We start from the raw sequence: 14,069 nt of genomic DNA, 5'->3' as shown, positions 1-14,069 counted from the left end.
GCCACCGCGTTTCGGAGCCCCGGGGGGCTCAACGGCGGGCGGTCGCCGTGCCCTCCACCGCGAAGAGCTCGCCCTCCACATGGTCGAGGGCCAGCCGCAGCGCGCCCGTGGCGACCGCCGCCTCGCCCAGCAGGGAGAGCACCACCTGCGGAGGGCGCAGACAGTAACGCGCCAACTCCCCGCGCAGCGGCTCCAGTACACCGTCCAGGCCCGCCGCCCAGCCGCCGATCACGACCAGCTCCGGATCGAGCGCCAGCACCAGCGCCGCGACATCGTGCACCAGCCGCCGGATGAAGCGGTCGACGGCGTCCCGGGCCCCCGCGTCGCCGTCCCGCGCCGCCGCGAAGACCGCGGCGACCTGCGCCTCGTCCAGAGGATGCAGCGGCTCACCGGTCGTCGACAGCAGCTTCTCCGGCGTCGCCTCGCGCCCCAGCAGATGCAGCGCGCCGATCTCCCCGGCGGCCCCGCCGAACCCACGGTGCAGCCGGCCGCCGATCAGCGAGCCGGCGCCCGGGCTGAGCCCGGCCAGGACGAACACGATGTCGTCCGACCCGGCCGCCGCACCCTGCCAGTGCTCGGCGACCGCGGCGGCGTTGGCGTCGTTCTCGACCAGCACCGGGCAGCGGAACGACCGCCGCAGCCGCTCGCCCAGCGGCAGTCCCGTCCAGCCCGGCAGCGCGGTGCCCAGCCGTACGGTGCCGTCCGCCTCCACGATGCCGGGGGTGGCCACACCGACGGCCCGCAGCGAACCGCGCGCCACGCCCGTGCGGCGCAGCAGATCGGCCACCACGGCGCGGACCCGCTCCAGCCGCTCGTCGGCCGGTGCCGTCTCCGGGACCGGGCGCTGCGCGGTGTCCAGCACCCGCCCGCCCAGATCGGACAGCAGGGCCGACACACGGTGCGGGCCGATCTCGACGCCCAGCAGATGCCCGGCCTCGGTACGGAACCGGAACCGGCGAGCCGGGCGCCCCTGGCGGCGGGCCTCGCCCTCCTCGGCGGGCGCCTCGGCCACCAGCCCGGTCTCGATGAGCCCCTCGACCACGCCCTCGACCGTCGGCCGGGACAGACCCGTCACCTGAACGAGGTGGGTGAGCGTGGCGGAGTCCGCGGCGCGCAGCGCATGCAGCACCACCGCGGAGTTGATCCGTCGCAGCAGGGAGGGGTCCCCGCCGGTGAGCCGCCCCAACGTCCGTCTCCCTCGCTCTGTTCGTGTGTGGCGGATCGTAGCCGGTCAGGGGGTGTGCGGCGAGCCCCGGACGGGGCACCCGCCGCGGTCAGCCGGGCGCGACGAACCCCGATTCGTACGCGGCGATGACCGCCTGTGTGCGGTCCCGGGCCCCCAGCTTCCCCAGCACCGCGCTGACGTGCGTCTTGATGGTCTCCGCGCCCACGACGAGCTCCCCGGCGATCTCCGCGTTCGACAGGCCCCGGGACATCAGCCGCAGCACCTGCCGCTCCCGTTCGGTGAGCGCGGCCCGCTCGAAGTCCGCCCGGGCCCGTGCGTTGCCGCGGCCGGCCGCCATGGTGCGCAGCGTCGCCGGCAGCAGCAGCGAGTCGCCCTCGGCGACGAGCCGCACCGCATGCACGATCTCGGCGGGCCGGGCGCGCTTGAGCAGGAAGCCGTCCGCGCCGGCGCGCAGGGCCTCGTAGACGTAGTCGTCGTCCTCGAACGTGGTGACGACGAGGATCCGGGGCGGCTCGGCCACCGACCGGAGCACCGCACGGGTCGCCTCGATACCGTCCAGCAGCGGCATCCGTACGTCCATGGCGATCACGTCCGGTCGCAGCTGACGCACCATCGGGACCACGGAGGCGCCGTCGGCCGCCTCGCCGGCCACCTCGATGTCGGGCTGGGCCTCCAGGATGGCGCGCAGACCGGCCCGGACCAGCGGTTCGTCGTCGACGAGGAGGACGGATATCGGCACGGGATCACCCTAGGGTCAGCGGCAGGCGGACGCGGACCCGCCACTCGTCGCCTTCCGGCCCGGTTTCGGCCTCGCCGCCGAGGAGCGCGGCCCGTTCGCGGATACCGCGCAGACCGCGGCCGCCGCCGCGGGGCTCCGGCGCGGCGGGCAGGGCGTTGCGTATCTCCAGCTCCAGCGCGTCGGCGTCGGCCGCCATCCGCACCGACACCGGCACCGGGCCCGCGTGCCGCAGCACATTGGTCAGCGCCTCCTGCACCATGCGGTAGCCCTCCCGTGACACCGGTCCGGGCAGGGCCTCCAGCGGGCCGGTCACCTCGGCGCGGACCGCCGCCCCCGCCGCCCGCGCCGACTCCAGCAGGCGGTCGGCATCGGTGAGCGCCGGCCGGTCGGTGGACCTGGGGGCGTCCTCGCGCAGCAGCCGCAGTGCCTGCTCCAGGTCGGCGAGCGCCTGGCGGCCGGTGTCCTCGATGGCGGCCAGCGCCCGGTCGGTGAACTCTGGCGAGCCGGCGGCGCGGGCCGCGCCTGCCTGTATCACGGTGACGGTCAGCGCGTGGCCGACCGAATCGTGCAACTCCTGGGCCAGCCGGTTGTGTTCCAGGATGCGTTCCGTACGGGCTTCGAGCGCGGCGAGCCGCTCGGCCGCCGAGGGGCCCAGCAGCAGCCGTGCGGCACCGGCCATCAGCGCGCCCGCCCCGACGGCCACGGCCAGCAGCACCACGAGGGGGAGCGGCGCGAGCAGGCCGTACCACCAGTGGGGCGTGTCGATCGAGGGCCAGCCGGTGACGTGGCTGGTGCGTCCCGTGGCGGCCCGGGCCCACACCACGGTCAGCGCGGGCAATTGGAGGGACAGGGCCGTCATCGCCACACCGGCTTCGAGCCGGAGCAACAGCCACACGGCCGTACGGCCGCGGTCGCGCCAGGTGGCCGACGGTGAGGTGGCGATCTGGGCGGAGCCGCGCGCGGCGGCGCCGAACCGGCCGGGCATCAGCAGCAGCTGGGCCTGCAGGCCCTCGATGCGTCGGACCGCGGGCAGCAGCGCCGCCAGCAGAAGCAACGGCACGGGCATCGTCGCGAACACCAGCCACGGCCCGCCATGGCCCGGCCGGAACGTCCCGCCGCGCAGAAACCCCGTCAGGACCCCGGCCACCGAGCCGGTCAGCAGATGCAGCCAACGGCTGTAGGTGACGGCCCGGAAGAGCGGCTTGAGCACGGGGTGGCGCACGGCCGAGAGGGAGAAGGACACCCCGTCATCGTGCCAGCGGCCACTGACACCCCGCCTCCCCCGGGCGGGGGAGGCGTTCCCCGGCTGAGGGGGAGGTCAGGAGCCCGAGGCGGCGCCAGCCTTGAGTCATGACCGCAATCGAAGTGCAGCAGCTGACGAAGGTCTACGGCGCCGTGCGGGCCGTAGACGACCTCACCTTCCGGGTGGAGCCGGGCCGGGTCACCGGCTTCCTGGGCCCCAACGGGGCCGGCAAGTCCACCACGATGAGGATGGTCGTCGGGCTGGACCACCCCTCCTCGGGGACCGCCACCGTGGGCGGCCGGGCGTTCCGGGAGCTGACGGACCCGCTGCGGCACGTGGGGGCGATGCTCGACGCCGGCGCCGCCCATGGGGGCCGCCGTGCCCGTGACCACCTGCTCGCCCTCGCCCACAGCAACCGCATCCCCGCGCGGCGGGTGGCGCAGGTACTGGGCGAGACCGGACTGTCGGCCGCGGCGCGCAGGCGGGTGCGGACCTTCTCCCTGGGGATGCGGCAGCGGCTCGGCATCGCGGCCGCGCTGCTCGGCGACCCCGCCGTGCTGATGCTGGACGAGCCCGCCAACGGACTCGACACGGAGGGGATCGTCTGGATCCGCAAGCTCCTCAAGCGCCTGGCCGCCGACGGCCGTACGGTGCTGGTCTCCAGCCATCTGATGACCGAGACCGCGCTCACCGCCGACCACCTGATCGTGCTGGGACGCGGCCGGCTGCTCGCCGACACCGCCATGGGCGACTTCCTGCGTGAGCACGCCGGACGCCGGGTGCGGGTGCGGACGACCGACGGCACCCGGCTCCGTGCCGAACTGGCCCGGGTCGGCTGGGAGGCGGCGCCGGACGGCTCGGGCGGCTGGCTCGTCGAGGGCGCCGACCCCTCCGACATCGGCGCGCTGGCCGCCCGGCACGGCATCCCGGTCCTCGAACTCGCCGAAGAGAGCGCCTCGTTGGAGGACGCCTACCTGCGGCTGACCGCCGAAGCCACCGAATTCGTCTCCGCCGCCCCGCTGACTCAGGAGGTCTGAGCCATGCCGTTCACCGCCGTCCTCCGCTCCGAGTGGACGAAGATCCGCTCGCTGCGCTCCCTGTCGTACAGCCTCGCCGTGCTCCTGGTGGCGACCGTCGCGATCGGCTTCGTCGTCTGCTCCGGCTACGACGGCCGGGACGCACACTTCGACCCGGTGTTCAACGCCTACTTCGGGCTGAACATCGGGCAGTTCGGGGCCATCGTCTGCGGAGTGCTCACGGTCGCGGGGGAGTGGTCCAGCGGCTCCGTCCGGGTCTCGCTGACCGCGGTCCCGCGACGCGGGCTGCTGTACGCGGGCAAGCTCGTCACCGTGGGCTCACTCGCGCTCGCCGTCGGGCTGGTCGCCGGATTCGCGTCGGTCGCCGGGGGACAGGCACTCCTCGGCGACGCGGGAGTGTCCCTCGGCTCACCCGGCGTGCTGCGGTCGGCCGTCGGCTGCGGGATCTACTTCGGGCTGCTGGCGGTGTTCTCCGCCGGGATCGGCGCGCTGCTGCGCAGCCCCGTCGGCGCGCTGAGCCTCCTCGTCCCGCTCTTCCTCTCCCTCGGCCCGATGCTCGGCTCACTGAAGGCGACCAGAGAGGTGGGCCAGTTCCTGCCCGACCGGGCGGGGCAGCAGATCCTGCACCTGGTTCCCGAAGGAGCGCTCGGGCCGTGGCCGGGCATCGCGGTGCTGGCCGGCTGGGCGGCGCTCGCGGCGGCGGCCGGACTGTGGTCGCTGCTGCGCCGGGACGTCTGAGCGCTCTCGAGGGAACGTCAATTGTCAGACCCGGGCGGTTTACTGACGACATGACGCTTGACGAGCAGCTGACCACGATCGACGCGTTGCGCCTGCGGGAGTTCCCGGCGCAGCGGATCCGCTCCGGCCAGGTCGAGAGCGGTCCGGGCTTCCACATAGCCGATCTGCGGGTCAGCGAGGACTTCTGGGATGCGGACCTGACCGAGGTCGCGGAGGCCGAGGAGGAGTTCGAGGCCGAGCTGACGGCGCTGGTGCAGGCGCTGTCGTTACGGTGGGGCGAGCCGGAAACCCTCGATCTCACCCCTCATCTGGAGCGGACGGCGAGCGGGCTCCCGGTCCCGCCGCCGCTGGACACGCTGTGCGGATACGTTCCCCTGATGCACGGCTGGCGGGTACGCGGCCGCTGGATCGGTGTGGGGGTGGGACAGGGAGACCGTGAGCTGCCGTTCCAGCTGCTGGTCGGGGTGGGGGAGGAGACAGCGGGCGGGCTCTAGCGTCCGGCCGGCGGCTCGTCGCCGTCCGCGTCGTCCGGTGCGAAGGCCGCCGCCCGCAGCCGGCTGTACTCCTCCGCCATCGTCTGCAGCGTCCAGTGGGCGTTCAGGCCGCTGGGGTTGGGCAGCGCCCAGATACGGGTGCCGCCCAGGGTGCGCTCCTGCGGTCCGATCACGGCGTGCTTGTCGTCGAAGGCGACGCGGTAGGCCGTGACGCCGGCGACGGCGAGCCAGCGCGGCCGCAGCCGGGCGACCTTCTCGGCCAGCAGCCGGCCGCCCTCGCGGTACTCCGCCGCGGTCAGCTCGTCGGCCTTGGCGGTCGCCCGGGCCACGACGTTGGTGATGCCGAGGCCGTGCGCGAGCAGCTCGCCCTGCTCGGCGGGCTCGAACCGGCGGGGCGTGAAGCCGGAGGCGTGCAGCACCGGCCAGAAGCGGTTGCCGGGCCGGGCGAAATGGTGGCCGGTCGCCGCCGTCATCAGACCGGGGTTGATCCCGCAGAAGAGCACGCGCAGGCCGCTCGCGGCCACGTCCGGGACGAGGCGGTCGCGAGCGGCTGCCAGCTCTTCGGGGGTGAAGCGCACGGCGGTTCGCGTCAGAGGATCGCGCCCGGCGCGTACGCCGCGGCTTCCGGGTGCTGCTTGGCGATCTCCTCGATCCGGGCGACGACGGACGCCACCTGGTCGGCCGCCGCACCCGTGAAGGAGAGCTTGTCCGCCATCAGCGCGTCCAGCTGCGCCTTGTCCAGCGGGATCCGGGCGTCCGCGGCCAGCTTGTCCAGCAGCTCGTTGCGCTCGGCGCCCTGCTCGCGCATGGCCAGCGCCGAGGCGACCGCGTTCTCCTTGATCGCCTCGTGTGCCTCCTCGCGGCCCACACCGGCGCGCACGGCGCCCATCAGCACCTTCGTCGTGGCGAGGAAGGGCAGATAGCGGTCCAGCTCGCGGGCGACGACGGCGGGGAAGGCGCCGAACTCGTCGAGGACGGTCAGGAAGGTCTCCAGCAGGCCGTCCAGCGCGAAGAAGGAGTCCGGCAGCGCGACGCGGCGCACCACGGAGCAGGAGACATCGCCCTCGTTCCACTGGTCTCCGGAGAGCTCACCGGCCATCGAGGCGTAGCCGCGCAGGATCACCATCAGGCCGTTGACGCGCTCGCAGGAGCGGGTGTTCATCTTGTGCGGCATCGCCGAGGAACCGACCTGGCCGGGCTTGAAGCCCTCGGTCACCAGCTCGTGGCCGGCCATCAGCCGGATGGTCTTGGCGATCGACGACGGGGCGGCGGCCAGCTGCACCAGCGCGGTGACCACGTCGTAGTCCAGGGAGCGCGGGTAGACCTGGCCGACGGAGGTGAAGGCCCGGCCGAAGCCGAGGTGCGCGGCGATCCGCTGCTCCAGTTCGGCGAGCTTGGCGCTGTCGCCGCCCAGCAGGTCGAGCATGTCCTGGGCGGTGCCGACGGGGCCCTTGATACCGCGCAGCGGGTAGCGGGCGAGCAGGTCCTCCAGCCGGGCGTAGGCCACCAGCAGCTCGTCCGCCGCGGTCGCGAAGCGCTTGCCCAGCGTCGTGGCCTGCGCGGCGACGTTGTGCGAGCGGCCCGCCATCACCAGCTCGGCGTGCTGGGCCGCCAGCGAGCCCAGGCGCGCCAGCACGGCGACCGTACGGTCCCGCATGAGCTCCAGCGACAGCCGCACCTGCAGCTGCTCGACGTTCTCCGTGAGATCGCGGGAGGTCATGCCCTTGTGGACCTGCTCATGGCCGGCGAGGGCGTTGAACTCCTCGATGCGGGCCTTGACGTCGTGCCGGGTGACCTTCTCGCGCTCGGCGATCGAGGCCAGGTCGACGGTCTCCAGGACCCGCTCGTAGTCGGCCAGCGCCTGCTCGGGGACCTCCACCCCCAGGTCCTTCTGCGCACGCAGCACGGCAAGCCACAGCTTCCGCTCCAGCTTGACCTTGTACTCGGGGGACCACAGCACGGCCAGCTCCGTGGAGGCATAGCGGCCGGCCAGGACATTGGGGATGCGAGGCTTCGCAGACACAGCAGTCACGTGGTGAGAGTCTACTGGCGGTTCGCGCAGGCCAGCGCCCCGGTCCCGGCTGTGTTTTCCTCCAAGCGGAGAGCCGGGGGCGCCCCTGCTGCGCGGCCGCACGCGCAGGTACGGCCACGGCCGGCATCCGGGCCGGCCCCAGGGCGTGGCTCCGGGTTACGCCCCCACCCCTCGCCATCGCGACACCGGGCCGGGGTCCGCGCGGTCCGCGGGGGTGACCCAGAAGGCCTCGCCCCGCTCGTCGTCGAACTGGGCGCCGGTGCGGCCGTCCCCAGAGGACCGGCCGGTCAGCCGACGGCCTATCCAGGGCACGAGATGTTCCCGGGCGAACCGCAGATCCGCCGTACGCCGTGCGCGCCAGCCCGGCGGTGCGGCGGCCGGCAGCGGGGTGTCCCAGTCCGCCGCGGGCGGCAGGCCGAGCGCCTGCCAGACGGCCTCCGCCACCCGGCGGTGCCCCTCGGCGTTGAGATGGAGCCGGTCGTCCGCCCACAGCCGCGGATCGGCCAGCGCCCGCGACCCGTACAGGTCCACGACCACCGCGCCGTGCCGCGCGGCCACCTCGTCGATCCGCGCGAACAACTGCTCCATCCGCGGCCGGAAGCGCTCCAGCACCGGGCCCCGCCGGCCCGGGCTGCGCATCAGCACCAGCTGTCCGCCACCCCTGGCCAGCAGCCCGGCCGCGTTCTCCAGCGTGGCGCACACCTCCGCCACATCGCAGCGCGGCCGCAGCACGTCGTTGAGGCCGCCGACCAGGGTCACCAGGTCCGCGCCCATCGAGGCGGCCGGCCCGCACTGCTCGTCGGCGATCTGCCCGATGAGCTTGCCGCGCACCGCGAGGTTGGCGTAGCGGAAGTCGGGGGTGCGGGCCGCCAGCCGGGCGGCGAGCAGATCGGCCCAGCCGCGGTACGAGCCGTCCGGCAGGCCGTCCGACATTCCCTCGGTGAAGCTGTCGCCGACCGCGACGAAACTGGTGTAACGGGCATTCGTCTCCATGGCGGAGAGATCCTACCGTCCGCCATACCGGTCGGTACGGCCAGCTCCCCCGGCCGTACCGGGCCCACCGCGGTGTACGGTCTGAGGTGCTCCGAACAGCCAGGAAAGGGACAGGTGGGCGCGCGATGACTCCCCGCCGGGGCGACGGCCCCGACGCGCTGACGTTCACCGAGCGGGCCCGTCGCCAACAGCTGATCGAGGCCACCATCGACCTGGTCGCCACCCGCGGCTACCCCGCGACCTCGCTGTCGGCGATCGCCGAGCGGGCCGGGCTGTCCAAGGCCGCGGTGCTCTACCACTTCTCCTCCAAGGACAACCTGACCCGGGCGGCGCTGGAGCAGGTGATGGGGCAGTTCAGCGCCTATGTCACCGAGCGGCTGGCGCAGGCGCCCGGCCCCCGCGATGCGGTCATCGCCTATGTGCGGGCGATGGTCGGCTACCAGCAGGCCAACCGCCGCCATGTCCGCGTGATCACCGAGATGCTGCTCGACGACGAGGGGGGCACGCGGCTCAAGACGCCGGGCTCGCACGACACCCACGACCGCTGGCAGACCCTTGCCGCCCTGCTGACGGAGGGGCAGCAGGCGGGCGCGCTGCGGGAGTTCCATGCCCCGACCATCGCGCTGGCGATCGGTGGGGCGATCGACGGAGTGATCGCCCACTGGCTGGCCCACCCGGAACTCGACCTGGACGCCGCGGCGGCGGAACTGGTGGAGTTCACGCTCCGCGCGATCGAGCCGCGGGACTGATCCGCCGCGCGAAGGCGGGCGCGCGCTCGGGGCGGACGCCGACTCCGCCCAGATAGCCGGTCACGGTCCGCAGTGGCGGCACCCACCGCAGCAGCCGCATCGGCACCGGCAGGCGGTCGCCGTCGAGCGTGCCGGCCAGTGCGGAGCGGATCATGGCGTGCTCGGCCCGCTGGGACCTCTGCACCACCGCCGTCGGCAGCTCCCGCCGCCGCTGCACCCGGGCCAGCTCCGCCGCCCCGACCCGGCCCCGGAGCAGCGGTTCGGCCAGGATCCTAGCCGCGGCGACCGCGTCCTGCAGCGCGAGATTGACCCCCACGCCACCGACCGGCGACATGGTGTGCGCGGCGTCCCCGATGCACAGCAGTCCCGGCCGGTGCCAGCGCCGCAGCCGGCCGAACGTCACCTCCAGCAGCTTGACGTCGTCCCAGGAGCGGATCGCGCCGGTCACCTCCTCGTCCCAGTCGAACAGCGCGCCCAGCCGGTCCCGCAGCCACTGGATGTCGTGGGCGCGCAGCTCGGCGTCCCGGCCCTTCCCGATCAGGTAGGAGGTCTGGTAGTACGTGCCGCGGTCCATGGTGACGGCCGCCTGGCCGCCCCCGAAACGGGCGAAGACCCGGCCGTCCTTCAGCTCGTCGGCGGGGGCGTCCACGCGCACCTGCCAGACGTCCATCGGCACCTCGAACAGCTGCTGTCGCAGCCCGGCCGCCCGCCGCACCACCGAGTCCCGCCCGTCGCAGGCGACGGTCAGATCCGCGGCCAGCTCGCCGGGCGTCCCGTGCTCGTCGACGAACCGCACCCCGGTCACCCGGCGGCCGTCGGTGCGCAGCCCGGTGACCTCGGTGCGCATCCGCAGGGTGAACCCCGGCTCCTCGGCGCCCGCGCCCGCGAGCAGATCGAGGAAGTCCCACTGCGGCACCATGGCGATGTACTTGTGCCGGCCCGGTATGCGCCGCAGATCGCCCATCACGACCGTCGTGCCGCCGATCCGCGCCCGCATCTCCGCCAGCTTGGCGAACGGCAGCCGCGCGAACGCCTCCCCGAGGCCGAGCTCGTCCAGCAGCCGCAGGGTGGACGGATGGATGGTGTCCCCGCGGAAGTCGCGCAGGAAGTCCCCGTGCTTCTCCAGGACGGTCACCGCCACGCCGGCCCTGGCCAGCAGCAGTCCCAGCATCATTCCGGCGGGTCCCCCGCCCACGATGCAGCAGGTGGTGCGGTCCATGTGCATGCCCCCTCGACGCGTGCCCAACCGATCGGTCAGCAATCTAACCGATCGGTCAGGCGCGTCGTGAACCGGCCCCGGCCCGCCCTCTTCCGTCAGCCGGTGGGCCGCTGCAGCACCAGCTCCCTGAGCACGTCCTCCATCGTCACCAGCCCGGCCAGCCGCCCGTCGTCGCCGATCACCGCGGCCAGATGCGTACGCGATCCGCGCATCGCCGTCAGCACGTCGTCCAGCGGCGTCGCGGCCTTGACGCGGGCGATCGGGCGCAGCGCGGCGACCGGGAACGGCAGTCGCCGCGGGGAGGCGTCCAGGGCGTCCTTGACGTGCAGATAGCCCAGGATGCGACGGGTGTCGTCGAGGACCGGGAAGCGCGAGAACCCGGAGTCGGCGGCCAGCTGCTCCAGTTCCTCGGGGGTGGTTCCGATCCGCGCGGAGACGACCCTTTCGGCGGGCAGGACCACGTCCCTGACCGGGCGGCGGCCCAGCTCCAGGGCGTCCCGCAGCCGCTCCCGGGCCCGCTCGTCGAGCAGCCCGGCCTGCTGGGAGTCCTCGACCATCTTCGCCAGCTGGTCGTCCGAGAAGGTCGCGGTCACCTCGTCCCTGGTCTCCACCCGCAGCAGCTTCAGCAGCCCGTTGGCGAGCGCGTTGATGCCGAAGATCACCGGTCGCAGCGTCCGGGTGAGCGCGACCAGCGGCGGCCCCAGGGCCAGCGCGGTGCGCACCGGCTCGGCCAGCGCGACGTTCTTCGGCACCATCTCGCCGAAGAGCATGTGCAGGTACGTGGCCAGCGACAACGCGATCACGAACGAGATCGGGTGGATCAGCGTGTGCGAGATCCCCACGGCGCGGAAGACCGGTTCGAGGAGGTGCGCGATGGCGGGCTCGGCGACCGCGCCCAGGACCAGCGTGCACAGTGTGATGCCCAGCTGAGCGGCCGCCAGCAGGGCCGAGACATGCTGCAGCCCCCACAGCACGCTGGTCGCCCGGCGGTCACCGCGCTCGGCGTACGGCTCGATCTGGCTGCGGCGCACCGAGATCATGGCGAACTCGGCACCCACGAAGAAGGCGTTGACGACCAGCGTCAGCAGGCCCACGAAGAGCTGGAGCGCGGTCATCGGCCGGCCCCCGTCTCCCGCTCGGCGCTGCTGCCGGGCGGCGGGGCGTGCAGCAGCACCCGCGCCGCGCGATGGCCGGAGGCGTCCAGTACGTCCATCGACCAGCCGGCCACCTCAAGACGGTCGCCGGTGACCGGTATCCGGCCCAGCTCGGTGGCGATCAGGCCGGCGAGGGTCTCGTAGGGGCCCTCCGGCAGCCGCAGGCCGATCCGCTCCAGCTGGTCGGTGCGTGCCGCGCCGTCGGCCTGGTAGACCTCGCGGCCCTCGGCGTCGGTGCCGGCCGGCGCGAGGTCGGGGGTCTCCATCGGGTCGTGTTCGTCGCGGACCTCGCCGACCACCTCCTCGACGATGTCCTCCAGCGTCGCGACACCGGCCGTACCGCCGTACTCGTCGATGACCACGGCCATCGTGCGCCTGCCGGACAGCCGGTCCAGCAGCCGGTCCACGGTGAGCGTCGCGGGGACCAGCAGCGGTTCGCGCAGCAGCTCGGACACCGGATGGCGGGGGCGGCGCTCGGCCGGGATGGTCAGCACGTCCTTGATGTGCGCCACCCCGACGACGCTGTCCAGGCTGCCGCGGTAGACGGGGAACCTCGACAGCCCGGTCGCCCGGGTGGCGTTGGCGACGTCCTCCGCGGTGGACTGCACGTCCAGCGCCATCACCTGCACCCGCGGCGTCATGACGTTCTCCGCGGTCAGGTCGGGGAGATTGAGGGTGCGGACGAAGAGCTCGGCGGTGTCGGCCTCCAAGGCGCCCTCCTTCGCGGAGTGCCGGGCCAGCGCCACCAGTTCCTGCGGGCCCCGCGCCGAGGCGAGTTCCTCGGCCGGTTCCAGGCCCATACGGCGGACCGTGTGGTTCGCGGTGTTGTTGAGATGCCTGATGAACGGCTTGAACGTGGCGCTGAAGCCGCGCTGGGCCGTGGCGACCTTCTTGGCGATGGCCAGCGGACTGGAGATGGCCCAGTTCTTGGGGACCAGCTCACCGACGACCATCAGGACGACCGTGGAGATCGCCGTACCGAGCACCAGGGCCAGCGACTCCGCGGCCGCGTTCGGCAGCCCCATCGCGTCCAGCGGCCCCGCCAGCAGGGTGGCGATCGCCGGTTTGGACAGCATGCCGATGACCAGGCCGGTGACCGTGATGCCGAGCTGGGCGCCGGAGAGCTGGAAGGTCAGACCGCGGACCGCTTTCAGAGCGCTGTCCGCGCCCCGCTCGCCGCGCTCGGCGGCGCGCTCGAGGTCGCTGCGCTCCACGGTCGTCAGCGAGAACTCGGCCGCGACGAAGACACCACAGGCCAGGGTCAGGAGGAGCGCCACGCCCAGCAGGAGCAGGTCGGTCATCGAGTCACCTCCGTCCCATGATCGAACACGATCGGGAGGTTTGCGCAGTGTCGCCGGGTTGCTCGACAACTGGGAGGCTCGCCCATGGTCGGACGCTCACACACCTTTCACCGGAGTAGCGGAACCACCATGGTAAAGGCTTGGCAAAGCTGATGCGGTCGGAGGGGTGGTTCCTCAGGCCAGCGGCTTGGTCCATCGCCGCCAGTGATCCTCACGTCGGTACCCCGCCGCGGCCCACGCGTGGTGGGCCGGCTCGTTCGCCTCCAGCACCATGGCGTCACCGCGCCGCCCGCCCAGCGCCACGAAGCGCTCTTCGGCGGCTTCCAGGAGGGCCTTCGAGACGCCCTGCCGGCGCCGGGACGGGTGCACGGCGAGCCGGTACAGCGACGCCCGCCAGCCGTCCCAGCCGGCGATCACCGTTCCGACGAGGACCCCGTCCGCCTCGGCCAGGAGCAGCGCACCGGGGTCCCGTTCGACCAGGCGCGTCACCCCGGCGACGTCATCGCTGATGCTGGTCCCCTCGGCGGCGGTCTTCCAGAAGTCGAGCACGGCCCCGGCGTCCGCGGGAACGGCCGAGCGGATATCTATGTCGATCATGGTGCCGAGCCAAGCACCATCCGGCCCCGGTCCGCCAGTCGTTTCCCGGGTCACCCGCGCCGAAACGGCGCTGCCTCCAGGCCCGGAGCGGGGCCTGGAGGCGAGGGCGGGTGCCGCACCGCTGCGGCGCGACGAGGCGACAAGGCCGCGTGGGCACCGGTCGTCCCCGGGAGCACGGGACCGCGAGGCCGCCGGGAGCCCGGGACGGGCCCGGTGCGGTGTGTGACGGGAGCCGCCCGTCAGACGGCGCCGCCGGTGCGCGGCGCCGGCTCGCTGTTGTCGAGCAGGGTCAGGTCGATGCGGCAGAGATGGGCCCGGTCGATCGTGTCGCCGATCACACCGCCGGTCACGATGTGGCCGAGGAGGCCGGTACTGCCGTTCTGCTGCTCGGGCACCTGGCAGGTGCGGTTGGCCTCCGCGTAGTGGCTCGAGCGGTTCGAGGTGGTCGGGCTCGGCTTGGCGGCCCAAGCGCTGCCCATGGACACACAGCCGGCCGCCATGACGGCCGTGAGCACCGTGGCGACATGTCTCTTCGTCAGCATCATTTCTACCTTCCCCGGTTGGGACAGCAAGGCCGCGCGGTTCCG

The 14,069-nt window shown here is 73.4% G+C and carries 15 protein-coding genes; 4 read left to right on the top strand and 11 right to left on the bottom strand.

Features of this window, described 5'->3' with window-relative positions; all coding sequences use genetic code 11:
* Nucleotides 1–28: 28 nt before the first annotated feature.
* The 3 genes from AC0680_RS15035 to AC0680_RS15025 form a co-directional block, all read right to left on the bottom strand.
* Nucleotides 29–1,186, bottom strand: coding sequence for an ROK family transcriptional regulator (locus AC0680_RS15035; RefSeq protein WP_478628342.1), 1,158 nt, complete (start codon nucleotides 1,184–1,186; stop codon nucleotides 29–31).
* An 88-nt stretch (nucleotides 1,187–1,274) separates the two neighbouring features.
* Nucleotides 1,275–1,925 carry a response regulator gene (locus tag AC0680_RS15030; protein ID WP_478628340.1) on the bottom strand — a complete coding sequence of 217 codons (651 nt, stop codon included), beginning with the start codon at nucleotides 1,923–1,925 and terminating at the stop codon, nucleotides 1,275–1,277.
* 4 nt (nucleotides 1,926–1,929) lie between these two features.
* Nucleotides 1,930–3,168 carry a sensor histidine kinase gene (locus AC0680_RS15025; protein ID WP_478628338.1) on the bottom strand — a complete coding sequence of 413 codons (1,239 nt, stop codon included), beginning with the start codon at nucleotides 3,166–3,168 and terminating at the stop codon, nucleotides 1,930–1,932.
* Between the two features lie 107 nt (nucleotides 3,169–3,275).
* Here AC0680_RS15025 and AC0680_RS15020 point away from each other — a divergent pair, with 107 nt between their 5' ends.
* From AC0680_RS15020 to AC0680_RS15010, 3 genes are read left to right on the top strand one after another with little or no spacing between them, the layout of a single operon-like run.
* On the top strand, nucleotides 3,276–4,205 hold the full coding sequence (locus tag AC0680_RS15020) for an ATP-binding cassette domain-containing protein (protein WP_478628337.1): 930 nt from the start codon (nucleotides 3,276–3,278) through the stop codon (nucleotides 4,203–4,205).
* A gap of 3 nt (nucleotides 4,206–4,208) precedes the next feature.
* Nucleotides 4,209–4,943 (top strand): ABC-2 transporter permease, encoded by a 735-nt coding sequence (locus AC0680_RS15015; protein ID WP_478628334.1) that lies wholly within the window; start codon nucleotides 4,209–4,211, stop codon nucleotides 4,941–4,943.
* Between the two features lie 50 nt (nucleotides 4,944–4,993).
* Nucleotides 4,994–5,437 (top strand): hypothetical protein, encoded by a 444-nt coding sequence (locus tag AC0680_RS15010; protein WP_478628331.1) that lies wholly within the window; start codon nucleotides 4,994–4,996, stop codon nucleotides 5,435–5,437.
* Here AC0680_RS15010 and mug read toward each other — a convergent pair.
* The 3 genes from mug to AC0680_RS14995 all read right to left on the bottom strand — a co-directional run bounded on the left by mug (nucleotide 5,434) and on the right by AC0680_RS14995 (nucleotide 8,462).
* Entirely contained in the window at nucleotides 5,434–6,015 is a 582-nt protein-coding gene (gene mug / locus AC0680_RS15005; protein WP_478628330.1) for a G/U mismatch-specific DNA glycosylase, read from the bottom strand. The genes AC0680_RS15010 and mug overlap by 4 nt on opposite strands.
* An 11-nt stretch (nucleotides 6,016–6,026) precedes the next feature.
* Nucleotides 6,027–7,460, bottom strand: a complete 1,434-nt coding sequence (gene purB, locus AC0680_RS15000) for an adenylosuccinate lyase (protein WP_478628559.1) — start codon at nucleotides 7,458–7,460, stop codon at nucleotides 6,027–6,029.
* Between the two features lie 165 nt (nucleotides 7,461–7,625).
* A complete protein-coding gene (locus AC0680_RS14995; protein WP_478628328.1) occupies nucleotides 7,626–8,462 on the bottom strand; it encodes an SGNH/GDSL hydrolase family protein in 837 nt (278 codons plus the stop codon).
* A 125-nt stretch (nucleotides 8,463–8,587) separates the two neighbouring features.
* Here AC0680_RS14995 and AC0680_RS14990 point away from each other — a divergent pair, with 125 nt between their 5' ends.
* Entirely contained in the window at nucleotides 8,588–9,211 is a 624-nt protein-coding gene (locus AC0680_RS14990; protein WP_478628326.1) for a TetR/AcrR family transcriptional regulator, read from the top strand.
* Here AC0680_RS14990 and AC0680_RS14985 read toward each other — a convergent pair.
* From AC0680_RS14985 to AC0680_RS14965, 5 genes are all read right to left on the bottom strand, one after another.
* Nucleotides 9,180–10,430 (bottom strand): FAD-dependent oxidoreductase, encoded by a 1,251-nt coding sequence (locus AC0680_RS14985; RefSeq protein WP_478628323.1) that lies wholly within the window; start codon nucleotides 10,428–10,430, stop codon nucleotides 9,180–9,182. The two genes, AC0680_RS14990 and AC0680_RS14985, sit on opposite strands and share 32 nt — an antisense overlap.
* Nucleotides 10,431–10,525: 95 nt before the next feature.
* The gene (locus AC0680_RS14980) at nucleotides 10,526–11,545 is read right to left on the bottom strand and encodes a hemolysin family protein (RefSeq protein WP_478628321.1); all 1,020 of its coding nucleotides are present in this window, start codon (nucleotides 11,543–11,545) and stop codon (nucleotides 10,526–10,528) included.
* Nucleotides 11,542–12,885, bottom strand: a complete 1,344-nt coding sequence (locus AC0680_RS14975) for a hemolysin family protein (protein ID WP_478628319.1) — start codon at nucleotides 12,883–12,885, stop codon at nucleotides 11,542–11,544. The genes AC0680_RS14980 and AC0680_RS14975 overlap by 4 nt, the downstream gene beginning before the upstream one ends.
* 174 nt (nucleotides 12,886–13,059) lie before the next feature.
* Nucleotides 13,060–13,482: a GNAT family N-acetyltransferase gene (locus AC0680_RS14970; RefSeq protein ID WP_478628316.1), complete on the bottom strand. Its 423-nt coding sequence runs from the start codon at nucleotides 13,480–13,482 to the stop codon at nucleotides 13,060–13,062.
* A gap of 239 nt (nucleotides 13,483–13,721) precedes the next feature.
* Nucleotides 13,722–14,024, bottom strand: coding sequence for a hypothetical protein (locus AC0680_RS14965; protein WP_478628315.1), 303 nt, complete (start codon nucleotides 14,022–14,024; stop codon nucleotides 13,722–13,724).
* Nucleotides 14,025–14,069: the final 45 nt, after the last annotated feature.

This window comes from Streptomyces sp. NPDC043738 (assembly GCF_056436545.1).
The sequence above is the reverse complement of the archived record's forward strand: the minus strand, read 5'-3'. Positions and strand labels throughout refer to the sequence as shown.